32 protein-coding genes are annotated in these 21,960 nt (G+C 45.9%); 15 read left to right on the top strand and 17 right to left on the bottom strand.

Going from position 1 to position 21,960, the window contains the following annotated elements; translation table 11 throughout:
• Together AABK37_RS30620 and AABK37_RS30625 are read left to right on the top strand one after the other, a co-directional pair.
• Nucleotides 1-218 (top strand): hypothetical protein (locus AABK37_RS30620; protein WP_432555259.1); only part of this gene is annotated, 218 nt, incomplete at its 5' end.
• Between the two features lie 98 nt (nucleotides 219-316).
• Nucleotides 317-583 carry a hypothetical protein gene (locus tag AABK37_RS30625; protein ID WP_432555260.1) on the top strand — a complete coding sequence of 89 codons (267 nt, stop codon included), beginning with the start codon at nucleotides 317-319 and terminating at the stop codon, nucleotides 581-583.
• Nucleotides 584-649: 66 nt separating this feature from the next.
• Here the strand turns inward: AABK37_RS30625 and AABK37_RS30630 are convergent, their stop codons facing one another.
• Complete coding sequence (locus AABK37_RS30630) at nucleotides 650-1,030, bottom strand: hypothetical protein (protein ID WP_432555261.1); 381 nt, start codon at nucleotides 1,028-1,030, stop codon at nucleotides 650-652.
• Nucleotides 1,031-1,778: 748 nt separating this feature from the next.
• Here AABK37_RS30630 and AABK37_RS30635 point away from each other — a divergent pair.
• The 4 genes from AABK37_RS30635 (at nucleotide 1,779) to AABK37_RS30650 (ending at nucleotide 5,289) form a co-directional block, all read left to right on the top strand.
• On the top strand, nucleotides 1,779-3,023 hold the full coding sequence (locus AABK37_RS30635; protein ID WP_432555262.1) for a hypothetical protein: 1,245 nt from the start codon (nucleotides 1,779-1,781) through the stop codon (nucleotides 3,021-3,023).
• A gap of 108 nt (nucleotides 3,024-3,131) precedes the next feature.
• On the top strand, nucleotides 3,132-3,884 hold the full coding sequence (locus AABK37_RS30640) for a hypothetical protein (RefSeq protein WP_432555263.1): 753 nt from the start codon (nucleotides 3,132-3,134) through the stop codon (nucleotides 3,882-3,884).
• A gap of 4 nt (nucleotides 3,885-3,888) precedes the next feature.
• The gene (locus tag AABK37_RS30645; protein WP_432555264.1) at nucleotides 3,889-4,245 is read left to right on the top strand and encodes a hypothetical protein; all 357 of its coding nucleotides are present in this window, start codon (nucleotides 3,889-3,891) and stop codon (nucleotides 4,243-4,245) included.
• 147 nt (nucleotides 4,246-4,392) lie between these two features.
• Nucleotides 4,393-5,289, top strand: a complete 897-nt coding sequence (locus AABK37_RS30650) for a KilA-N domain-containing protein (RefSeq protein ID WP_432555265.1) — start codon at nucleotides 4,393-4,395, stop codon at nucleotides 5,287-5,289.
• Between the two features lie 65 nt (nucleotides 5,290-5,354).
• On the opposite strand, the gene AABK37_RS30655 is transcribed toward AABK37_RS30650, so the two are convergent.
• Nucleotides 5,355-5,495, bottom strand: coding sequence for a hypothetical protein (locus tag AABK37_RS30655; protein WP_432555266.1), 141 nt, complete (start codon nucleotides 5,493-5,495; stop codon nucleotides 5,355-5,357).
• Between the two features lie 15 nt (nucleotides 5,496-5,510).
• Here AABK37_RS30655 and AABK37_RS30660 point away from each other — a divergent pair, with 15 nt between their 5' ends.
• Nucleotides 5,511-5,894 (top strand): hypothetical protein, encoded by a 384-nt coding sequence (locus tag AABK37_RS30660; RefSeq protein ID WP_432555267.1) that lies wholly within the window; start codon nucleotides 5,511-5,513, stop codon nucleotides 5,892-5,894.
• 93 nt (nucleotides 5,895-5,987) lie between these two features.
• Here the strand turns inward: AABK37_RS30660 and AABK37_RS30665 are convergent, their stop codons facing one another.
• Nucleotides 5,988-6,191: a hypothetical protein gene (locus tag AABK37_RS30665; RefSeq protein WP_432555268.1), complete on the bottom strand. Its 204-nt coding sequence runs from the start codon at nucleotides 6,189-6,191 to the stop codon at nucleotides 5,988-5,990.
• A gap of 234 nt (nucleotides 6,192-6,425) precedes the next feature.
• Between AABK37_RS30665 and AABK37_RS30670 the strand changes: the two genes are divergently transcribed.
• The gene (locus tag AABK37_RS30670) at nucleotides 6,426-7,025 is read left to right on the top strand and encodes a tyrosine-type recombinase/integrase (RefSeq protein WP_432555269.1); all 600 of its coding nucleotides are present in this window, start codon (nucleotides 6,426-6,428) and stop codon (nucleotides 7,023-7,025) included.
• A gap of 91 nt (nucleotides 7,026-7,116) precedes the next feature.
• Entirely contained in the window at nucleotides 7,117-8,280 is a 1,164-nt protein-coding gene (locus AABK37_RS30675; RefSeq protein ID WP_432555270.1) for a GIY-YIG nuclease family protein, read from the top strand.
• 323 nt (nucleotides 8,281-8,603) lie between these two features.
• On the opposite strand, the gene AABK37_RS30680 is transcribed toward AABK37_RS30675, so the two are convergent.
• The 14 genes from AABK37_RS30680 to AABK37_RS30745 all read right to left on the bottom strand — a co-directional run bounded on the left by AABK37_RS30680 (nucleotide 8,604) and on the right by AABK37_RS30745 (nucleotide 16,515).
• The gene (locus AABK37_RS30680) at nucleotides 8,604-9,278 is read right to left on the bottom strand and encodes a hypothetical protein (protein WP_432555271.1); all 675 of its coding nucleotides are present in this window, start codon (nucleotides 9,276-9,278) and stop codon (nucleotides 8,604-8,606) included.
• The gene (locus AABK37_RS30685) at nucleotides 9,259-9,702 is read right to left on the bottom strand and encodes a hypothetical protein (protein ID WP_432555272.1); all 444 of its coding nucleotides are present in this window, start codon (nucleotides 9,700-9,702) and stop codon (nucleotides 9,259-9,261) included. Before AABK37_RS30685 ends, AABK37_RS30680 begins: the two co-directional genes overlap by 20 nt.
• A gap of 343 nt (nucleotides 9,703-10,045) precedes the next feature.
• Nucleotides 10,046-10,285: a hypothetical protein gene (locus AABK37_RS30690; protein ID WP_432555273.1), complete on the bottom strand. Its 240-nt coding sequence runs from the start codon at nucleotides 10,283-10,285 to the stop codon at nucleotides 10,046-10,048.
• 67 nt (nucleotides 10,286-10,352) lie between these two features.
• Nucleotides 10,353-10,718, bottom strand: coding sequence for a hypothetical protein (locus tag AABK37_RS30695; RefSeq protein ID WP_432555274.1), 366 nt, complete (start codon nucleotides 10,716-10,718; stop codon nucleotides 10,353-10,355).
• Nucleotides 10,719-10,728: 10 nt separating this feature from the next.
• Nucleotides 10,729-11,016 (bottom strand): hypothetical protein, encoded by a 288-nt coding sequence (locus AABK37_RS30700; protein WP_432555275.1) that lies wholly within the window; start codon nucleotides 11,014-11,016, stop codon nucleotides 10,729-10,731.
• A 70-nt stretch (nucleotides 11,017-11,086) separates the two neighbouring features.
• The gene (locus AABK37_RS30705; RefSeq protein ID WP_432555276.1) at nucleotides 11,087-11,575 is read right to left on the bottom strand and encodes a GIY-YIG nuclease family protein; all 489 of its coding nucleotides are present in this window, start codon (nucleotides 11,573-11,575) and stop codon (nucleotides 11,087-11,089) included.
• Between the two features lie 90 nt (nucleotides 11,576-11,665).
• Nucleotides 11,666-11,938: a hypothetical protein gene (locus AABK37_RS30710; protein WP_432555277.1), complete on the bottom strand. Its 273-nt coding sequence runs from the start codon at nucleotides 11,936-11,938 to the stop codon at nucleotides 11,666-11,668.
• A gap of 5 nt (nucleotides 11,939-11,943) precedes the next feature.
• Complete coding sequence (locus AABK37_RS30715) at nucleotides 11,944-12,375, bottom strand: hypothetical protein (RefSeq protein WP_432555278.1); 432 nt, start codon at nucleotides 12,373-12,375, stop codon at nucleotides 11,944-11,946.
• A 29-nt stretch (nucleotides 12,376-12,404) separates the two neighbouring features.
• A complete protein-coding gene (locus tag AABK37_RS30720; protein ID WP_432555279.1) occupies nucleotides 12,405-13,817 on the bottom strand; it encodes an ATP-binding protein in 1,413 nt (470 codons plus the stop codon).
• Complete coding sequence (locus AABK37_RS30725; RefSeq protein WP_432555280.1) at nucleotides 13,814-14,386, bottom strand: hypothetical protein; 573 nt, start codon at nucleotides 14,384-14,386, stop codon at nucleotides 13,814-13,816. The genes AABK37_RS30720 and AABK37_RS30725 overlap by 4 nt, the downstream gene beginning before the upstream one ends.
• Before the next feature lie 68 nt (nucleotides 14,387-14,454).
• Nucleotides 14,455-15,096: a hypothetical protein gene (locus tag AABK37_RS30730; RefSeq protein ID WP_432555281.1), complete on the bottom strand. Its 642-nt coding sequence runs from the start codon at nucleotides 15,094-15,096 to the stop codon at nucleotides 14,455-14,457.
• Nucleotides 15,035-15,310 (bottom strand): hypothetical protein, encoded by a 276-nt coding sequence (locus AABK37_RS30735; RefSeq protein ID WP_432555282.1) that lies wholly within the window; start codon nucleotides 15,308-15,310, stop codon nucleotides 15,035-15,037. The genes AABK37_RS30730 and AABK37_RS30735 overlap by 62 nt, the downstream gene beginning before the upstream one ends.
• A 49-nt stretch (nucleotides 15,311-15,359) precedes the next feature.
• Nucleotides 15,360-15,986 carry a hypothetical protein gene (locus AABK37_RS30740; protein ID WP_432555283.1) on the bottom strand — a complete coding sequence of 209 codons (627 nt, stop codon included), beginning with the start codon at nucleotides 15,984-15,986 and terminating at the stop codon, nucleotides 15,360-15,362.
• 16 nt (nucleotides 15,987-16,002) lie between these two features.
• Nucleotides 16,003-16,515, bottom strand: coding sequence for a hypothetical protein (locus AABK37_RS30745; RefSeq protein WP_432555284.1), 513 nt, complete (start codon nucleotides 16,513-16,515; stop codon nucleotides 16,003-16,005).
• 313 nt (nucleotides 16,516-16,828) lie between these two features.
• Between AABK37_RS30745 and AABK37_RS30750 the strand changes: the two genes are divergently transcribed.
• The 6 genes from AABK37_RS30750 to AABK37_RS30775 all read left to right on the top strand — a co-directional run bounded on the left by AABK37_RS30750 (nucleotide 16,829) and on the right by AABK37_RS30775 (nucleotide 21,581).
• Nucleotides 16,829-17,071, top strand: a complete 243-nt coding sequence (locus tag AABK37_RS30750; RefSeq protein ID WP_432555285.1) for a hypothetical protein — start codon at nucleotides 16,829-16,831, stop codon at nucleotides 17,069-17,071.
• Between the two features lie 124 nt (nucleotides 17,072-17,195).
• Nucleotides 17,196-17,396, top strand: coding sequence for a hypothetical protein (locus AABK37_RS30755; protein ID WP_432555286.1), 201 nt, complete (start codon nucleotides 17,196-17,198; stop codon nucleotides 17,394-17,396).
• Entirely contained in the window at nucleotides 17,389-17,685 is a 297-nt protein-coding gene (locus AABK37_RS30760; RefSeq protein ID WP_432555287.1) for a hypothetical protein, read from the top strand. The genes AABK37_RS30755 and AABK37_RS30760 overlap by 8 nt, the downstream gene beginning before the upstream one ends.
• A gap of 12 nt (nucleotides 17,686-17,697) precedes the next feature.
• Complete coding sequence (locus AABK37_RS30765; protein ID WP_432555288.1) at nucleotides 17,698-17,991, top strand: fertility inhibition FinO-like protein; 294 nt, start codon at nucleotides 17,698-17,700, stop codon at nucleotides 17,989-17,991.
• Between the two features lie 348 nt (nucleotides 17,992-18,339).
• Complete coding sequence (locus AABK37_RS30770) at nucleotides 18,340-21,033, top strand: bifunctional DNA primase/polymerase (RefSeq protein WP_432555289.1); 2,694 nt, start codon at nucleotides 18,340-18,342, stop codon at nucleotides 21,031-21,033.
• A gap of 20 nt (nucleotides 21,034-21,053) precedes the next feature.
• Entirely contained in the window at nucleotides 21,054-21,581 is a 528-nt protein-coding gene (locus tag AABK37_RS30775) for a hypothetical protein (RefSeq protein WP_432555290.1), read from the top strand.
• Nucleotides 21,582-21,960 lie beyond the last annotated feature (379 nt).

A 21,960-nucleotide genomic window follows, 5' to 3' on the forward strand; every position in this document is an offset into this window, starting at 1 on the left:
AATATGTAATAGCAAGAACCAAAATTGAACCCGTTTTAGAGCGATTTTTAGAGGCTCAAAGCCAATACCTAGAAGTACTGGCAGAGTTCAAAGCGGCGATCGCAGCCAATCCCGAAGGCGCAGAGTTCTCAGCCGCCGTACTGGTTTTACCCCGGATTGTGTCGGCAGAAACTAGCATCAAATTGGCTGCGGCTCCTGTCAGCGTAACTTTACGATGACTATGCCTAGAAAACTCGATTTGGCGATCGTCTTCAAGCAGAAATAGAAGCAACACTTGTCTAGTTAACGTAAAGTTGTGATAACAAGAGGAAAGCAGATGCTTATAAGCGTAGACGGGTTATTACTCGATTTTAGCGACGAAAAGCTTGTCAAAACTATCATCGACGATTGTGGATCAAGAATTAAACGCGCTTTTTTAAAGTGCCACGGTTCGTATTCTGATGAGGATTTAGCCAATCCACAATATTTGGAGGGGCTTTGGCAAGGGTTGGTTGCTGCTCAAAGCAATACTGGTGGTTCTCAGGCGATCGCCACAGCCCGTCAAAAACGACTCCGGCAAATTGAAGGCGCTTACAAAGGTTAAACCTGCTCCACGCATACGATTGGCGTTGCGTTGGCTACACTTGGGCGACAACCCAAAAAAAATTGGCTACAGATCAGCGGTGCAGTTTTGGGTGTAGCCAATTTTCCGCCGCCCAATGTCCTTGAGAAATAGAACAGCCTCCCGCGCTTGCTTGTAAGTCGAGCCTAGATGCGCTGCGATCGCCTCATAACTACGCTGCAACTTGTCGGCATCAAACTTCTTTTTCCAGCCCAGTATCTCGCCTGTCTGCTCATCTTTAACCACGGTCGGGCGATACCAATAAACTATATCCGCAAGCAAAAGAACGGCAAGGTGATGAGTGTATATGCCTCTTTTGGTGGTATAGGTTAAATGCTTAAGCCAGGTATGAGGTACGTAGCTTCCTTCCAGAAAGTTCATCCTACCAATTGCGTCAACAGTTGGTTGTCCGGTCGTTAATTGTGTCATGATGTTTTTAGTGTTTGTTATAGTCTTCTTTTGTCCGGTTGCTTGCAGGCTTCCAGGACACCCTTATTTTACAATGGTTGCGCTGTTGCTAGTATTCCCGTACTAGTTACCGCAACTTTACGTTGACAAAGAGTGTCTGCTCTGCCACTTGGCGGGGCAGGCTTTTTGTTAGAGAACCCGGTCAATCGCTTCGTTGATCAGCCGGGATATCATTTTGCGCCACGGTACTGGCATTCTGGCAATTATGTATTCACGCACCCGCTCAACTGCCTCTAAATTAGTTAGGCGGGTGTTGTTTTTGGGGTTTTATCCGCGTTTGCGATAGTTGCCTGCCTAAACGTGCGCTCTACTAACTCACTAGTACTAAGCCCTTCTTCCTCCGCAACTGCGTCCATTATTTTTTTGATTTCTTCAGTCAGCATAAGGTTGTAACGCTTTTTGGGAGAGTCATATAAATCTCCCTCTCCTCTAATACTCTTTTTCCCTTTCTGTGGCATATCAGCTTATTACCTAGTGTGGACTTCCTAATACTAGCACCTACACACAACCTTTTATGTAACATAAGCACAGCTAATACACATGAGGTAAAATAGCCCAAAATTAGTATATAGGATATCCACACAACCTAAAAGGAGGTGTTATATTAGGTAGTGTGGGTAAGCAAACGCCCCACACACCAAAACATCGCCCCTCCCGCAAAGAATGAGCGATGCCTAGTTAACCTAAATTAACCAAGGATTATTAAACCATGACAGACCTACTTTTTAGCACCGACATAGAGAACGCCACCAAGGAACAATTAAAAAGCCTTGTCAAGGCAGTACGCGAGCAATTTGGACGCGCTATTGACTTGCGGAAAGCTGATATCAATGAGCTACGCCAGTATTTACAAGATTATTTGGCGACGCAAGTTGAGGAAGTAACGCCCGAACCAGAGGTTACTACCTCAGAAATCGCAGAAATTGAGACAGTAAATGAGTCGCCTGCTCTGAGCGAGCTACCAACACTTAGTTACGAGATTGTTGAACTTCCCACGAGCGACGATCCTGATTTCAACGCAGCCAACGAGGAATTTTACTTCGGCGATCGCGCAGATGTAGAAAAGGCAGCAGAAGAGGGTTTTTACTGCCACTTGCCGCTGGAACTAGAGAAGCCGCCCAGCTTTAACAAATACACCGAGCGATCAATCGCTATCCTCTTAGAATTTGGTACGGCTTATGGCAACGAGCTTAACGCCGAATGGATCGCTGGAATCCTCAAGGATTGCGCTTGGCGAGCAAGTATTCGCCGCAGTATTAGCGAGAAGCTTATCCTTAGCGACCCCATCTTTTACGGGCTAGCAGGTCACGATCTTGAAACTATCGGGTTATTTAACCGTATTGTTCGCTCGCCTGAAGAATTCGGTGATATCCCCAAAGACATGCAGAAGGGCGCTAATTTCTACTCGAATATTGGCAACTTACTGGGAGGTGAGGCAGTATCAGCTATCTGTCAATATCACACGATCCGCGACAATCTTAACTATCTACAGCAACTGCACGGAATTTCCAGCCTAGAGAAGCGCTCAAAAGCTGTTAAAGACAGGCTCTTTGAGTACTTCGACTACAACGATCAGATGGCATTACTCCCCAGCGATCGCGCCGTTCTCAAAGCTGAAGCGCCCAGAATTGCTGAGTATTTCCAAACGCTGACATCTGACTACGAGGTTTACCGTAGTAATGACGACGAAAGTCTAGAGCGGCTGCCAGATGATTTCTGCCTCATGACTGCGGTAGCCGAGGCTGATTACGCTTGGATTTACGCACAATCTATTGATTGGAAACCTAGCAAGGATGGCTATTCTGGGGGACACGTTGATCGCCTAGACCCTGATGAGATTACGGTCTGCTTATCAAAGTGGGATGGCGATCAATACGATGGCTTTCTTTATTTGAAGGCAATCCACTTTGACCCATCTCGGCGACCTTGGCTGGCAAATAGCCTGTCATCGTAAAGTTACGGCAACAGTGACAAGAAGTGAGACAGGTATTCTGTCTTACTCTACCTTTGGGGTTAACGGTCAAACCTCTAACAAATCAATTAACCACACAGGACAACTAATATGTCACCCTTCAAAGAACTTCTACGAGAGTATCCCTCCCTTACTACCCAGGACGGTTTAGTAGCACTGCTTGCCGAATACGCGAACCCTGAAGAATGTTTGTGTTATCCCAAGCTTAAGGATCTACATTTTCGGCTAGCGTTGGCGGGATGTACCGAAGCCCAGAATCAAGCTATCACATGCTTTGTCGCTAACCCAATAGGTTGGCAGCCTCAATCAATCGATGGCGAACCTTACGAAACCTTCGGGCAGTTCCTTGTAGCCCAGAACCTAACCAAGTGCAAGCTATCAGACAAAATCGAAAGCTTAGTTTATGGCTTTCAGCGCGATCGCGGCATCAGCGGACTTAAACCTCAATATCGGCGTATTCGCGGCACTGATATCGAATTTCTAGCTCCTACTAGATTAGCCCTGCTGGATAGCGACAAACAAGTATTAAAAGCCCAAGTGCCAGATATCTGCAAAACTTTCTTCGCTTTGTCTGATGGCTACAAGCTGGGTAGGCTTGAGTACCACGACGACGGTTATGAGTACTTGGAGGACTGCGAGCCTAGCGCTATCTTAGACGCGGCACAGCTAGCCTGTAAAGCCTGGATTGATACCGAATCCCACCGATGGGAAGGAGGCATTGGGCGACCCTGTTGGAAAGCCGAGCCTGATTATATCCAATTGTTCCTTGACTTTGGGTTTGAGGAAGAATCGCCTCTCGTCACCTTTAAAGCTGCTAACCCTACCAACCCTCACCAAAACTAAAATCATGTCAGACAACAACGCCTATTACCGCATGTCCGCCATTGAGTCCGCGATCGCCCTGACTCAAAAATGGGACATTGACCGGTGCATCCATGCTGCTTATCGCTTCTGTATAGCAATTGACAAAGAAGATACAGGCAAGCGGCAATATTTGAGAGAGCTTCGCGCTGAAACTGATTACGACCCCTGCCTAGATGAGGTTTGCGACTTAATCACGGGTAAGCACGGCTGCTGCCAATTCCTCAGCGCTTTGTATTTCGTGAAGGGCGATCGCTCTAATTCTGACCTTTGGCAGCAGAAACACCTCTTGGTGGTGAACCGGATTTTTAACCGACCTTCTGAACTCAACGACGGCGAGTAATCGTCGAGGCTCGGTGACAATCTGTCACGGAGCGGCAACTTGTACCAGTCAAAAGCGAAGTTCAGCGCCGACAACTCAGACAGAAGGAAGCGCTGTAACCTTCGCTTTACCCCATAACTCATGACAGATTAAGGAGCAACTTTTATCATGACTGATTTAACTCTTTTTGATTACGAAGGCTACCCCATCCGTCGCGAACCTTCCAACCCAGATTTGATTTGTCTTACTGACATGTGGAAGGCGACAGGCAGCCATCCTAGTAAAGATGTTGATAGCTGGCTCAATATAGATCAAGCGACTGAACTACTTGTAGAACTTATGATCCAATTAAATACCCCGAATGCAGGGGTATTTAAAACGAGCAAACCTGGATTCAGCAGAAAAGACCGCAGAGCGCTAGAAAGATGGATATCCAATGTACGACAAGCTGCTAAAGAGGCAGGGATTATCAGGTCTTCGGTAGGACGTACAGGCGGTACTTATGCAATACCTAAGCTTGCGATCGCCTACGCAAAATACCTCAGCACTAAGTTTCACATTCAAGTGCTGGACACGATGGAGCGCATTGGCAAGCGTGATGTAACCTTGACTGCTGAACTGATAGATCGGCATTCCCCAGAACAACAAACCTGGCTGCTTAACCGCCAATTAGCCGCAAAGTCTCACAACGCCCTGAAAGGCGAAATCCTGAACCACGGCAGCAATGGCGGTCATATCCTCTCCTGGTTCCCGCAGATTAACACCTTGGCGGTGACAGGGTTGCTCCCTAAAGAAATCAAGAAACGGTTAGGAGTTAAGACCGCCGCAGACGGCATGACCGACGAAGAGTTAGCCCACCTTGCCTCGTTGCAGTATTTGCAATCTCGTGAGATTAAGCGGCGTGGCTGTGATGGCGATACTCAGATCAAGAGCGCGATCGCGGATACTGCACAGAACCATGCTCAGTATCTTAACCAATACCAATTGCCAGAAGAACAAGAAAAGCCCACCAATCTACTAGACCGCATCAAAGCGGGGATTGGGCGACTGCTCAAAGGCGCTTAACTGTCACCTCGCCCTGGATTTGAAGAAAGCGGTTGAGAGCGGGTTGCTGCCACAGCAGGCGATTGTTAGTAGAGGAAAGTATCGCTACCTTGCCGAGGTTCAAGGGTGGGTCCGGTCTTGGTTAAACCTTCGCTAGTTATCGTAAAGTTACGGTGACAGCGACCAATTTGGTTGATGTCGCTAAAAGCTGCCTGATCCACAACCATATTAAGGACTACATCATGACTGACTGGAAACCAATTATTTGTACAGGCGTTACCATTATTCAATTCACCGACGAAGACGAGGACGAAAACGAAGATGAAAATAATGATGAGAAAATTCAGACCGTTGAAATTACAGGCAATGATCTGGACTGGGAGACGGAAGTAGAAGACGCAGACCGACCAATGGGCGCTGAAGTTTCCCACTCAGCCACCTATCACTTTGGTCGTGATTTTAGCGGTCGTGAAATCACCTGGACTGTCTATGAGTATCCGCAGGGCAGTATATCGGGTGATGTTCAAGTTGACATTGAAGGTGGCGAAATTATCAAGAACTTTGATAGCTATGAGCTTACACCAGAAAGTGTAGAAGTTGACGACTTTGATCCAGATATTGACTGAGTATCTTAACCAACCCTTAATCATTAAACATTCTATGCTCCTAACCCAAAACTAGGAGCATTTTCTATCATCGCTAGTGTCCGGGAACACAAACTATCGCTGTTCCAACTTGGTTAAACGTTGCTCATGGTCATCGATTACTCGCTTAACCGCGCTGGGGTCAACTAGCCCCAAGTACCGCCCTAGCGCCTCCCGAATTACCGCCGCCTCGCTTCTCTCGGTTGCCTGGGCGATCGCCCTAAACTTTTGCTGCCATTCTACCGGGCATCGCGCCCCAACCATCGGTAATGCCGCCATAAGATATCAGTGCTATCAGGTACTAGTACAAGCTTACTACAGTCGCGGTTGTAGATGTTGCTATCAGCGCTATCATAAGCAGGGACTATCAATCGAGTATTTTTGGTACTTTTGTGGCGAGCGACTGATAAGCAGAAATTATTAAGAGAAGGCGGGAACGAAAGAATGGGAGTTGTGGTCAATTGAACTGTCCATATTTGAACATCTAGAATGGACACTAAGTAATAGTACCCAATGCTAGTAATTCCAAAAAGAAAGCCAAACAAACATTACAGGTCTAGAGAGCATCTTACCCCTACCGAGGTGCGTTCGCTCATCTATGCAGCAAAAACTCGCAAAGCGCGGTATGCCCACAGGGACTATGCAATAATCCTTATGATGTTTCGCCACGGGCTAAGAGTTGGTGAAACGGTGGGAGAGGAATGTGGACTAAGGTGGGACGCGGTTCTGTGGAGCGAGAGAACCATTTACATCAGCAGGGAGAAGGGTAGCATCTCTGGCGAACATCCCCTAAGAGATGATGAATATCAAGCTCTGGAGCAACTTCGCGAACAGTTCCCTGACGGGCGCTATCTTTTTGTGTCGGAACGCAACGAGGTTATGAAGTCCGACGCGGTTCGCAAGCTTATACAAAGACTGGCGGTAGAGGCAGGATTAACGATCAAGGTTCATCCTCATATGTTGCGTCATGCCTGCGGTTACTATTTGGTAAACAATGGCTACAACACGAGAGAAATTCAAGATTTCTTAGGTCATTGCGATATCAAATATACCGAGAAGTATACGAAGCTCAATAGCGACCGCTTTTTAAAGTTCGATTGGAATGACCTCTAAGAATTTCAGTTCAAAGGTACTATAGGGCTAGTTTCTGAGGCTCAACCCTATAGCACACCAACAAACTTACACAATTTGAAGGATAAGACAAATGATACCAGCAACATCGATATTGAACGTCAAAGATTATTGGGAACACTTCTTGCCTTACCTGCCAGAAGCTACAGGAGTGTACATGCTGACTATTGGCAAGTTTCGCTACATTGGCACGTCTATCAATATCAAAAACAGAGTCCGGCAGCACCTGTACGCCTTGACTACTAACACTCATACTAAGTTGATGCAGCACGCCTTTCGCTTTCATGGCTTTGTTGGGGCGATAGTCTTAGAAGTGTGCGACTACAAGGATTGCCTGAGAAGGGAGGCTTACTGGATTCTTAGACTTTGCCCAGAACTCAATGAGATCCAACCGCAAGACGCGACGGAGTGCGATATGAGCCAGAACCCTAATCAGAGGCTTTATCAATATACTTGTTTCCCAGATAGAGACAGCGAGATTACATATCAAGAATACATCTGGCAAGAGAAGCGACGCAGGGTGAACGCCCGATACGACAGGCTTAGTGCAAAGTATGGGTTGGCTTTTCATAAAGGTAAGAGCAAGCACCCTATGTGTGCCCCATCAACTAAACAAGAGCAGTATTACTCTTCTTGGGGGTTGGCTTGGCGAAGCTGGAACGTATTTGTTTGTGGGGAAACTGCACAATCCGTAGAGCTTCAAGATCGCCTTCGCATTGAACCTATTCTTTACTGGGACGTTGCTTTTAACGGCGAGTATAACTTACATACTAAAAAAGGCATGTACACCTATCAGCACAAACAATGCATGGGCGAATTTCCCCCCAGCATTCTTTACTACGACGGCACTGAGGAACGACGCGCTAACGCTGATGCTTTGGTTGCAGATAGAAAGCTTCTTTCTGAAGCACTAAGAAGTATAACCAGGCGAATTGGGTGGGATGGAGGCAAAGAAGACAGGCTGTGCTTTCCACACGCCGCGATCGCCTATGTGGATCAAGTCTTTTTTCCGTCGCTGGAAAGAGTAAGGCAAGAGCGCTTAACAAAGATCCAACAAATGCTAGATAACGTTAAATCAGCGTTGTTTAAAGTGTCCCCAGAAGATGTTTTAAATATCTATCAAGGCGATTATCCTGAGTCCCTGAATGTAAGTGACCTTTTGGAAATTGCTAAAGGTAAGCCTGACTTCAATATTGATGAATCAAAAATTGTAGGAAAGAAAGCGCGAGCAGCCTAGGCTTACTTACTAGTCACCGCAACAAAGTTGTGGTGGCTAGGGCAATCTTTTAAGTCCTGCTCTTACCACAAGACGAAGGACGAGCGTTTAACAGGCGAAACTATTAGGGCGCTGATCGATAATCTCTGCAAACGAGCGGGTATCAGCAAGAAGATGTCACCCCACCGCGAAACCAACAAATTCAGCCGTTACGCCAATGTCCAAACGTTGATTAAGTACGACGACAACCGCCAAGACTTGCAGCGACAAATGGCACAGAAGATATCTGATCTACTTTGATGTATAGAAATTTTTCTATGATGGTTAGTTTAAAATCAGAATAACTATAATAAGTCTTCCGTGGTCATCCTCTGCCAATCTTGCAAAGCGGCAATGACAAAACTAGCAGCCGGATGATCAAGCAATTCTGCTAAGGCTTGAACGCCACCTGCTTTTAGCGCACTGAGTACCCGTTTCTTCAAAGCAGGGTCACTTTCGATATGTTTAATAGCTTCAGTTGCTATAATCATTTTTCCAGTAGTCGTATCAATGGGATAAGATTGCTCTAACTGTCTAAGCAATTGCTGAATTTCTGCTGCGGCTTCTGCCAAACGCTTTTGCTGGGCTTGTTTAAGCCTTACAGCAAAATTTTCAGTGTGGACTTCTCCCTTATTAACACCAATACCAAAGTTTCCTTCTGAATAAAAAGTCCTGTTACTTGTTTGGTACATATTGTTTACTTCAGTTTGTACAACAACTGCTTTTTTGGGAGCTACGCCTTTGAGAGTGTCGGTATGTAGTTCCTTGGAGTCTATAAACCTCTTTCTTTCACTCCAAGCAACAAATGCAATACCTAAGCAGACGCTCAAACCAACCACAAAACCTGGTGGGTTCCCTCCAGTTAATAACAGCATGGCTAGGAAACCAGCACCAACCATAGCCGTTTGCTTGACTAATGAATTCAGTCCAGCCTTGGCTTCCTCATAAAGACTAATATGTTTACGGCTGGTTAGAGCCATGCCCTCCTCCTCTTCCTGTTCTCATCTCGCTGAAGTCTGCCCAAAATCGACCAATTATCCGACCTGCAATGAGAATCCATTGAAGAAAATCAGATGTCACTATAATAAAGCAGGCATAACGTGACGCGCCCCACGGACTTTCGCTAAGACAAACAGTAAAATCAGAAAAACTTTTACCTAGAACCCAACGCCCGATTATGTCTGGGATTTGTAGAAGAACAGAGAGGGCGATCGCATCCTGAATCGACAGGTAAACAGTTTTCCAGTAATCCCCCATCAAGCTTTTACCTAGCACATCCAAAGGTTCCCAGATGTTCATCAAAAACTTTTCTGCGCGTTTACCCATTTTCGTCTGCATCTGCACAGGTTGACTGCCAGAAGTTGAACCGGGCTGAGATGGCGGAGGATTTTGCTGTTGATTCATCCGGAGATAGTATAAGTTCGGACGCGCTTAAATTTTATCATTCTGCATAAATTCCCTTGGTGTTCACCTTATTAACTTAACAAAGTACTAGGCGATCGCCCTTCCTGTTGCTGTAAAGTTACGATGACTGAAAACCAATCCTTGATTAATGGCTAGCAACGCACATATGACTTGGTAGCCATACGCAGACTTTACCAGTGTTGTACAGATGAGCGCAAGCTGATATGATATGGATGTTAGCTCTTTTCTTCCCAAAGCACCGCCTGCGCGTGGCGGATCTATGTCTAGCAAAAAGCCCTCCAATCGAGTACTGGAGGGCTTTTTTATGAGGCGTGGCGCTATCCTAAACTTCTATATTTGGCTTGTATTGCGGAAGGTCTAGGAAGCCGATTAAAGCCAGTTGCAAAGTACAAGTCTGATCGTAATTTAGAGTGTATAGCCAATCCAAAAGGTTGTAACAATCAATAGGGGAAATATCCATGCTGTCGCCTAACTGCTCGACTCTAGAAATGAAGTATTGTGGTGTCCAATCGTCGCCGCTTTGAGCTTTTAATAACAGTTTCAATTGATTAGCTGTAAACACGATCTATTCTCCTTTGGGTTCTACAAAATACCGATAGACTGAGCGAGTTTGATCGCAAAACTGGCTACTATTCTGCTCTCCGCAAAAGCGCGGATTGACCGCTAGAGTGACCAGCATTGCCCCTCCAATCATCAACCCGGCTACTGTTGCCATCTTTAGAATGTCGCCCATCTCGCTCAGTATGGGAGATGTTTCTGTTAGTTGATGCCTGCTTTGATGACGGTTTCAACATGTCGATGGCGTTTAGGACATCATCACAGTTTTGGTCGTTGGCGACTCGTTCGAGTAACAAAGCTTCGAGTACGTTTAGCCTTTGTTTTTGGGATAGGGCGATAAAGTTAGAGGCTTCTTTATTGTGAGGAAGTAGCGCCATTTCTTCTGGAGCGATGAATGGTTGAGCGTCGGATTCGTGATTTGAAATGCTTTTGAACATTTGTTTATTCCTAATAATTTGATGTTTGATACTGTGAGTAGGTTTCTTCGCTAATTAAGTCCAGATCGTAAAGGCACTGAACAATTGCCTCTGTCGCCGTTGCTGCTACAGAGTTAGAGAAGCGATAGCAATTCTCCCAGTGCTGAATTGTCGCATTTGGGAAATATTCGTCTGTTTCTTCGTCGCAGCTTTCTTCTAGCTCTAAGTACCATTCCTGATAATTTGGATCTGTGAAGAAGATGCGCTGATCGTATTCAATGCTGGGGATGATATTGAGTAGCTCTGGGATTGTGTACATGTTGGTTCCTATTAGTTAATTGGTGAATTGCTAGCGCCCATTGTTGTAGCGCTAGCGGTAAGGTTTGAGATTACTTCGCTAGTAGCCGATTACAAGCACTGCCGCCTTGGTTACTAATACAATCGGCATACTTTGGGTTAGCCATCTTTGAGCATTGCACCAAGCCTAAAAACACAACTACAACCGTTAAGATTACGCCGATTGCACTTGGCAAGCTATCATTGCTAGTGCTGCCAGAATAAGATTGGTAAACTGTTTCTTCTGGCTGAACTTGCACCTGGCACTTATCCATTAATCCAATTAATTCGGGTATCAATTCCGCAGGTATCTTGAACCATTCGTTGTGATGATGATACTCTTTGCACTCTTCGTGTAAGTAGCGTTCTACTTCGTTAACGTCGCCCACATGAATGTAGTGGGTTAGTGTTAATGGATAGGGGCTTTGTTTGCCGTTAAGCTCTCTTAGTCGCTCCTCTGGTTGCCTGGTCGTTAATCCAATCTTATAGAGGTCTGTTTCGCCAGCTTGAATTAAATAAATGTAGCCTGCTGTAGCGGTCATTCTGGTATCCTTTTAATGTTGTATTTACTGCGGCGTAGATGCATCCTAAGTAGGTGGTCGCCCTGCCTCAGAACCAGAGCGACTTCCCCTCTAAAAAAGTGATAGTTGCACTGCTTGACGGCTAACTTCTGATACTTGCGAGGCTCGGTAGCCCGGTACTAAATAACATCTGCGGATTTTCTCTTTGCCTAAAATTAGATCCACCTTCTTGCGTTGACCAGCGAGGGGGGAGAATTTAAACTTGGGTCGATCTGGTCGGGCGTAAGGGTCGGAGTATTGGTATTGGTACAAACAGTTATCAATCTGGTAAACCGCGCCGCGTTCGAGTTGCGTTGCCTCGTAAACTTGCTCTAGTTGTTGCATTCTGACTACTCCTCCTCTACTGCGCTAGCGCACGCACCCGTCAGGCACGCACCGAGAAAAACTGCGGTAGATGCAAGCGCCGCTCCTTCGTAGGCTTTAGCAGTGTTTGCCCAATCGCTTTTACTTTGAGCGCGGTCGAGTCCGTGACAAAATAGAGCGCCGCACATCATAAAGCCAGTAGTTACGAAACCAAGGAACGCCGCTTGTGTTGCGGCATTCAATACGATTCGGCGCACCTTCTCGCGCATAGGAACCACGTAATAAATGTGCGTCGTTGGTTTGCCTTCTTCGTTTAACAACTCGCCCACTGCTTGAATTGCATCGCCTATCATCAAATCTGGATGGTAGTCAATGGCTTTAAACTCCTCTGAGTCTTGAATTTCTCTGAGCCATCGTTCAATGGCTTCAAGCCTACGTATCTGGTTTTGGTTAAGCATGATTTCCTGTTAACGTAAAGTTGTTGTAACTAGAACTGTTTGGTTTTTGGGTAGTTGTAAAGCGGGACTTCCAATGGTTGAGGATCTTTAACGCCCTTCATCTTTAACCAGGCTTTACCGCTGGAGACTGCCTCGTTAGTTTGTGGGTCGGCGATCGCTATGCAGTCAACCCTTGGCTGAGAATCTAATAGTTTAGAAAAGCCCGACAAAGCACTGCTAACACTTGTCTGATTATCGCTGTGGGCGGTCAGACAAACGGTGTACCCCCACTTCCTTATATTGGTGAGCGATTGTTTAAGGAAAGCTGCTAATAGGTCAGGACTAACGCCGTGTACCTCATAAGTGTTGCTTTCCATCAGAAAGATAGCCACGCGCCCGTTTAAACCCTGCTCATCCTTCAAGGTAGTTAGAAAGTCATCCTCGTCGATCAGGCGCTCTCTTGCCCTACCTTGTCGCGCTCTGATATCTCCTGGGAAGGCTCCCATAAAAGCATCGATGTCCTCTGCATCAACTAAAACCTCAACGCCTGACCAGACGGCAGGATTAGTCTCTGGATTGATGACGACGACGTGATAGCCTTCATCCTTAAGGAGGCGAATCATCAAGCGCTCTAAAGTTGATTTACCACTGCCTTGCTCACCACTTAGCACCCTAAAAGGTAGCTTCAGTAGTTGGTTGATCCACTTATACTCATCGGGTAAGGTAAAATTGCTGGTGGCAGTAGTCACTGCCTGCTCTGGTTCCTTCACTTGACCCTCTGTCTTGGCTCGTTCCTTGTCGGCTTTTGCTTTGGCTAGAAGGTTCTCAGCTATAGTCTTATCTTGAGCCGAGTGGCTAACAGCACGGGCTTTCATAAAGTCCTCAAACTGAATTCGTGCCTTGGCGTTTTCGTTTTCTTCGTCGGTTAGTCCCAGTGTTTTACGCTCCTCCATATCCATTGCGGTTAATCCGTCTTTGAGGCGTTCGGTGTGCAATTGGGTTGAGTGTTGCTTCACCTCTCTGCGGTGTGCGTCAATCAACCAAACGTTGTAACCTTCTGTTTTCTCAGCCTCGCTCTTTTCGTAATCCGTGCGCTTAAGTCGCTGCGATCTAACGATGAGGCAACCTGCTACACCCCACAGCCCAACTACGGCGACAGCGCTAGCTTCTAACTGTCGAGGGTTATCTGTGGGCAAGTCGCGCACCCATTGAATTGCATCACCTTTATATGGGATAACGCTGTCGTATCCCCCATAGCGCCGCCACGCCTCGGTTAGGACATAGTGACGATGGTTGCAATAAGTTCTATCAAGGTAAATTTGTCCCTTTTCAGTTTTTGACGCTGGGCAGAACTGAATCTGTGTTAGGTCGTAAGGCTGCCTGCTTTGAGATGTGGCAAAGCCCGCGATCGCGGCTACCCCAAAAACACCTGCGGCAACCAGCTCGATTAAGTTGCGTTTCATTTCTTCCCCCCTCTAAAAATAATTCCCAGAGCGCACACCAATAGAAAAGAAACAACCCCAATACTTAACCAAGGATCTAACTGTGGATTTTGTTTTTCGATAGTTTGAATATCCTGGTTAATTTGCGCTGCCGACTCCCTGGTTAGCATCTCAAAGTATTGATAATCTTTAGTTGCCAGCCAAGTTACAGCCCCAGCAGTGGCTAAACCAGTCGCAGTCTTGAAAATATTCTGCATATTGTCAACTTCTAATCCTTCACTGTTGTAATTAACTCGAAAGCCTGCCAACCCTGCAAAAGAGCCGACACTGCACACAGAGAAGCACAGCGAAACCGCAAGCCAGTAATTAACACCACCGCCAGTTAGTAATAGAACTTTACCTACAAAAAAGCCTGTAGAGTTTAGCGACCAGCCAACAAAAAATCTAGACAACTTTTCGGTTGTTTTAATAATTTCTTGACGCTGTTTTTTACGTGATTCTAAATGCTCTAACAGGTCTTTTGGTAAGGGCGTATCTGGCGCGATTTCGCCGACCACTTCCTCTTGACCATCATCAGTGTCGTATGTCATCGTTAATTTAGGTTATTGAATAAGCCCGAAGCGCGACCGCTCAAAGTTTGCGCTCCGGGTTTTAACTTTTAGAACCCTAACAGGGTATCTTTTATCTTTTGGACTATAGAGCGACCTGCATATTGCTTTTTGGGTTTAAACTCGTCAACAGCGTTGTCGCCTGTTTCTAGGTAATACTTACCCAGTTCTCTATCGTGTTGCAGATCAATAGTGCGCTGCTTGATATCAGTTTGTAGCTCAGTTTGCAGTAGCTTGTACTGTCCATCAACTTCCGCCATGTGCCGATCCACCCAAGCTTTTAGTTTTAAGTGGTCTGTTGCCTGTTGATGGCGCAGCGCTTCTTTGTCTTTGGCTGAGGTGAAATCAAGCTTCATCTCCTCAAGAACATTAGCCAGATGGGTATCAGCCAAGGTTGCTGACTGCACCGCTCTCTCAATCTTCTCGCCACTAACACCAGCTTGTTTATAGATGTCGCTGAGAACTTGATTCAAGTCTTCAGTGCCTTTAATTGCATTTAGCATCTGCTCTTTGACCTGTGGGGCAAATTCACTAATCCTTGCCCCATCATTTCCCATTTGTCCTATTAGCTTCAATGCGCTCTTATCACCTGCTAGCGCTCTCACCACTAAGTTAGTAGATGCGTTGAATTTACCTTTCAGTTGCCTTTCTAAATTCCTGGATTTGGAAGTTACCAGATTCTTTAGCTTCATTGAATTTTTGGCAGCCATACTTTTTATCCTCAGTCAAAATTACGTTGCATTGATATTCCATTCGCCTGACATACTGTTCTGTAGTTTGCTTCCTTTTCAAATACTGCTGATAGTTGAAATATTCATTGATTGGTAGATACACCCAGTAATGAAGAGGTAGAAGCACTCCGGCGATCGCGCCCAGGCTAACAGCAATTCTTGATAGATAACTCATCCTTGCCCAGCGAATAAGCAAACACTGAGCAAGCGTTAGTTCGGCGGTATTAACTGACTTTGAGCCTTGAGAGGATACCTGAGAGTTGGCTTTTGGTTTGGCTGCGGCTCTCCTCCAGCGCCGCACTGATATCTGTTAAACCTTGAGCTAACTTGTCTCTGCTTTGCTCATGGCGGTTGACTACACGCTCTTGCACTTTAGTAAGCGTTCGGTCAATCTTTGCGTCAACTTGATTAGCTGAGTAGTCCGCATAGCTCAATAGCGCCGCTTCGACCTGCATCAAGACTTCATCAAAGGTTGATGCGGAACTGTCAACACTGTCCGCGATATCAAAGACTTGCTTCTCACTTAATACCATCCCCAACTCAGCCGCCTTGGTTGTAACCATCTCGCCTACTTGAGATTGTGGAATGGTGGCAAGCTTTGACTCCTCAATAACTTCCTTATCTAGTGGTAGTTCTGCTTCCTGTTGCTGTAAAGTTACGGTGACTGAAAGCTTACTTGATTGCTTTTCAATGAGGTAATTGACAGCCTGATTTAGTTGTTCTTTGCTCGGATTATCAAGGTCTTCACACTCGGCAGCGATCGCGGCTTCGGTAAAATCCTCCTTTGTGAATCCCTGATAATTAGCTTTGTACAATCGAGCGCGGACGTTATTAGTGAACTTGTTGGACATTATTTACTCCTTATACTTATGCTGCTAAATTGTTGTCGTCGGGATTAGCAGATTTCATGGTTGCCGCTCGCTTGGCAATAGCCCAGTTAGTAGCGACAAAAGCAACTAGTGCCAAGTCTCTGCTACGGCGGTATTCGTCAGCCTGGTATTTTACACCTGCCCTATCAAACCAGTAATAACGAGTAGAGCGTGGCACGTCTTCCAAATCAATCTTTAAATATTCCGCTAGTAGCGCTAAGAACTGCTTGCAGGTGTACTCAATATCCTCTCCATCATAAAAGTGCTTAAACGTTGTCCACCGCTCGTTAAAATCTGAACTGTTGAAAGAAAAAGCCCCATATCGCCTCTTTAAATCTGCAAAACTTTCAACAATCAATAAAGCGCTGGAAGCTTCAACTTCAAAGCCAAAATATCGCTTTAATTTTCCAACGACTCTGTACCAAGTTACGTCAGCAATTGACTTACCAATAATACGCTCATAAGCCTTTTTCAACTGCCGATACTTACTTAAATATTCCTTTGTTGCCACTTTCACCTCGTACTATTACTTAAGCGTGTAATTAATTTACTTGCCTTCCGTAAATCTAAGGAATCGGGCTATGCAGTATTCATGGAATTAGTTATTCGACCTATCCATTCTTCTGGACACTAGTCAAATACCTTAGATTTTGAGCTTTGGACAAAATAAAAATCCGTCTGTTCGTCGGCTATAACCTCGTCGCAGCAAAGCGATAACCTTGATGGGGGTCTTTGGACAGAGCAAAATACCACCCCGTTTTAGCTACTCCTTGGAAGGAATCAAGCCTTGTTCACAGGTAAGATCGAGTGATGGGTAGTTGCGGATGCTACCAGCCCCTACGCTCCATCTCCCATCCTGGCAACTGCCATCAAAGCGTCGGTTAGAGGCTTGGCAGCACCCAGGTAGTTATCTACTTCGTTACCGTCTTGAGCATCACTTGCTGCACTATACAGTTGGTCAATGCAGGATTGAATTGCGTCTAACTCGTCAGCTATTTAGTTATCAAGGTACGGTGTCGTGCTTTCTCCCCGACTCTTATAAATTAACACCATTTTCTGCAATATGACACCAATACGATATCACAATTAACTATATTAAATAACGCACCATATAATAGATTCTGATGCCACTTTGACACCACTTAACCAAAGGCGATGCCATCATGGTATATAAATACAAGCAGAACAAATATGACATCTTACATGGCACGGCAGAAAAAAAGTACGGTTTCTAAAACTACTAGATTAATTTCTGCGATAAATGATGCATTGCAAAACTACGCTGATGATCAACTAATCAGTGAGAATGCCGCTATAAATCAATTGTTGAAAGAGGCATTAGTTCAAAAGGGTTACGCGGTAAATATTACAGAAACTAACCCAGATGATTAACCCAAGCCAGCCCGAAGACCGACTAGACCGCATAGAGCGCGTTTTAGATGACATAGCCACCCAGCAAGCGGCAAATACTCAAGCCATCGCTGTGCTAACCACCGATATTGCACAACTAACCGAGAACACAAACCGCGTCTTGGCGCGTAGCGCAATCTTGGACGATGTACTCCTAGAGTTACGCGACAGTTCCGAGCAACATCAGCGCAACTTTGAGGAGCATCAGCGCACCACCAATGCTGCTCTGAACAGCTTGGAGGCGATTCTTTTACGACTAATAAATCGATAACAAAGGTGTTTTATGATACCAGGCAAATTAGAAATTACGATAAAAATTACCGAACTGCCCAGCGCTACCGCAGTCGAAAACGGCTGGCAGCGCTTTGATATTGACTGCGATGGGCGAATTATTAGCGTCACAGTCAAGCCGAAAGTCTGGAAAAAACTTACCGACGCAGCTACCAATTACCCGCAGTGGGTGGGGGCGATCGCCGGGAAGATGGGCGAGGCTACCGATAACGGCTTCGTACTATTGGAGCCAAGTGTTCAAACTTTTGAAAAGAAGCAAAAAGCTGAGACTGCCGCAGTCTCCTAGTTGTCGTAACTTTACGGTGACAAGGCTTTCGGCAAATTATGCTAAAAATCATCATTTCTAAGGGGCGATCAGAGGTACTATTTTGCGAGTCAGTAAATTTGTACTGTTTCTTGCGATTAAGAACGATATCTGGAAAGCCCTTAACGAAGAATCCCTGCCAGATGGGAGTCTAACAGGGACTTCGGATTAGTAAGTAATCAAAAAACATACAAATTGAACTGGGCAACTCCGACGATCAAAAGTTTCGCGGCTTTTATCGGAACCCGATCATTAACATACATACTATCTTAAAGATCGAGCTTAAACAAGAAGGAGTTGCCCACAAATTGGAAAATTAGTGAGGCAAACATGAACGCTACAACAATCAACTTAATTTCTGGCTTAGAACTACTTCCGTTGGGCTGGGCGCTAACCCCTGTCGATGGCAACAAACGCCCTTACCGTGATAATTGGCAGAAAGAAGCGCCAATCAGCCGAGATGCCATTGTCCGCGAATTAAAAGGTCGGGCTAGAGGTTACGGCATCCGCACTGGCGTTATATCGGGGGGGATTTTAGCCATTGATGCTGATGGGCACGCAGCTGAAGAATTATTACAGAAAATGTCAACAAGCGAGTTGCCCGACACGGTGATTTTTAGTTCTGGCAAGCCCGGACGCAGGCAGTTGCTGTATCTCGTGCCCCCAGAATATTGGGAAATATTTAAGACCATCAAACTAAAAACTGGTGTCAAGGGTGACGACGGCAAGGAGCAACAACTAGAGTTTCGCTGGGATGGCTGCCAATCAGTGCTGCCACCATCAGTTCACCCAGAAACAGGCGCTTATCACTGGCGGCGATCGCCCCAAGACGTTGAGATTGCCGAGTGTCCTACGTGGGTGGTTGAGATGATGCTAAACCGCGTTCAACCTGCCCCCAGCGCCTCAGAACCCAGGCTTAAGCAGCCCCCAACCAAATATGCAGACAAACCGCCATTAGAGATTTTCTTGGGCAACAAAGACCTGGATCTAATTGTAAATGGCGCTGCCGATGGTTCTCGCAACGACTCAGCCCAGAAACTCAGCCTTAATTTAGTCGCCACTGCCCGTCGTCTTTACGAATTAGGCATTGACTACCAGGGTGCAGCTTGTGTCCTCTACGAACGATTTTGTGCCAACTGCATCCCTCCTCTTGGTTCTGATGTGAAAGGGGAGGCTGAGGGATGGTGGCGTAAAGCTGAGGCGGTCGCCAAGCGCCCAAGCTTGGATGACGAAAAGTTACAAGGATGTTACCAAGCATGGTTAAATAAACAGCGTCCACAGGCTCAACAGGGAAGAATCGAGAACATGCCCATCGCTGATGGAGAGGTGATTTACAGTGAAGATGAGCGCCTCCGCCTAGCCTTGCTGGACTTATCACAGGAGAAAGATAAAATAGCTCGTACACGCAAACGCGCTCAGATTTGCAGCCACTATCGCATTAGCAAGGCAGAAGTCGAAGAACTGATTCAGGAGACAGAACGCAAAACTTCGCGTCCTGCCCTTAAGCGGATGAGTCTGAGCGACTTACTAAATCACGAGAGCGAGGAATTGTCCTGGCTCATTCCAGAACTATTACCAAAAGGGGAATTAGTTATTCTGGGTGGCGCACCAAAGGCAGGAAAAACTTTGATGGCTATCGATGCTGCATTCGCGATCGCAACGGGAGAAGGTGACTTTCTAGGGATGCGCTGCGACAGAGGGAAGGTGCTTTTCGTCTCCAACGACGCAAGCCCACGGTCAACTAAGAGCCAGTTGATCCGTCGCGGATTTCGAGAGTCGGATAGCGCGTGGCTGGAGATTGTTTTCGACTGGACTATCGATAAATTGTACGAGTTAGAGCAAACTTTAGCAGATTTTCGCCCCGATCTGGTGATTATTGATTCTTTAAAGAGTATCAGTGTTGGCAGCGTTATTAGCGAGAACTCGGCAGAATTTTCTAACAATATTTACGCCCTGAGAAACCTTTTTACTCAGTATCGGACGGCAGGTATTCTGATTCACCACACAGGCAAGAATCCCGATGCCTTAGGTGTTGGCAAGCTTCGCGGATCTAGTGCGATTGCTGGTGCGGGATGGGGAACTTGGCTGCTGGATTGTTTACCAAAGCCTGACCCCAACAACAACAAGAAGATGGTCATCGACCCCACCGATCCAAAGCGAATGTTTAGCGCTTTTATCAGAGAGGGGCAAGGGCAGTTGATTGCTTGCGAGTTTAATCCAGAAAACAGTTCATATTTACGCACCGACCTGGAAGTGATCAATGAGCAAAACTCAATAAGCGATCGCATTATGTCTGTTCTTAGACTCAACCCTTCCGGATTATCTGGACGCAGCATCATCGAATGCTTAGGGATGAGTCAAGAAGAAGGGCGAGGGGTCTACACATCGTTGTCGCGCATGGAAGCAAAGCTACTTATCTCAACCATCAAGTCCCCCAGTGATAAAAGGGTAACGCTTTATATCTCAAAAAATACTCAACACGCAAATGTAACAGATTGTAAATACTCAACAGAGGGGGGGGACTCCCTCTCCCCCCCACACCCTGTGTCAAATGTTGAGTATTCTCCTGAAAGCCTTACCCACAATGGATTACAAAATACTCAACAAAAAAACCAAAATACTCAACAACCTACTGAAAATACTCAACAACTTTTTGATACATTGGGTACTGTTGAGGATTTAAACCCTTTACCAGCTATGGACGACAGCGTATTACTCAACAACTTTCACACAGGGGGGGGAGAGGGGGTGTCCCCGGAGGTGTTGAATAATTCTACTGAGTCACCAACTTTACTAACATTGGATGAGCCGATTTCGTTGATGCAAGTAGAGTTGGACGGCGGCGATCCAGCACTGTATATTGGCTCCACGGTTGAAATTAGGAACCACTTTACGGGACAAACTTTATCTAGTGGAACAATGTCTAACTGGGACAAGCACAACGGGATCGCCGCTGTGAATGTTGGGGCAGATGGCATGATCGAATACTCAGATTCCAGGGATTTATTTGTTATCGCACTTTGAAGGAGCCTAATAAGAAAAGTATGGAAAGAACATTGTTAAATCAAGCCATCGCGACCATTAAAGGCGAATTAGTCGAGGATGGCAACACATTAGCCCTGATGACCGACGACGAATTAATCGAGCTAGATGTAGTAAGCAGAAGTCGCTCTGCCTTACCGCTTTTAACGGCGGGGACGTGTGTTATTTTAAGCGGCTACCCCAGATTCAGTCCTAAGACTAAAAAACTTCGGCATCTTACCGTTGTCGCCTGCGGTTTTTGTACCCAGCGATCGCCAGGGAACCTTTCAGTTTCCGGTCGCATTTTCTCATGTGGCGACGGACAAATCGTCCTCCAAGTTACTCCCAAACATCAACCCGCCTTCTTCGTCCCGGTAAAAGGATTCCTGCCTAATGCCCAGGAAAACGAGTATTGGCGGCTGGAATGCTTGCTAAAAGGAGGCTTGGCGACCCTAACTGATGGTAAGAAAGTTAAAAATGCTTATACCGCACCAGTGCTGAAGAGTAGAAAACGCAAGCATTCCAAAAGGCGAGAAAAGGTCGCTGCCTAGAGCCTAGATGTAAGTCGGCGATCGCCCATTGCCCATTGCACTCCCTTGTTACCGCAAAGTTACGGCAACAGGAGAATCACACGGCACTTCTTCAGTCGCTCTTTTTGCCTTGCAACTGCGTGTTTTCGGGGTTTCTGCGATAACTGGTGTTTATTTACCACAAATTCTGCAATATGTCAAATGCGGGAAAAATTGAGTTGCATAGAAGTGTCTGGGTATGTCGAGAATGATTTACCACAAATTCTGCAATATGTCAAATGCGGGAAAAATTGAGTTGCATAGAAGTGTCTGGGTATGTCGAGAATGATTTACCACAAATTCTGCAATATGTCAAATGCGGGAAAAATTGAGTTGCATAGAAGTGTCTGGGTATGTCGAG

It is taken from the genome of Tolypothrix sp. VBCCA 56010 (assembly GCF_050875635.1).
Taxonomy (GTDB): Bacteria; Cyanobacteriota; Cyanobacteriia; order Cyanobacteriales; family Nostocaceae; genus Hassallia.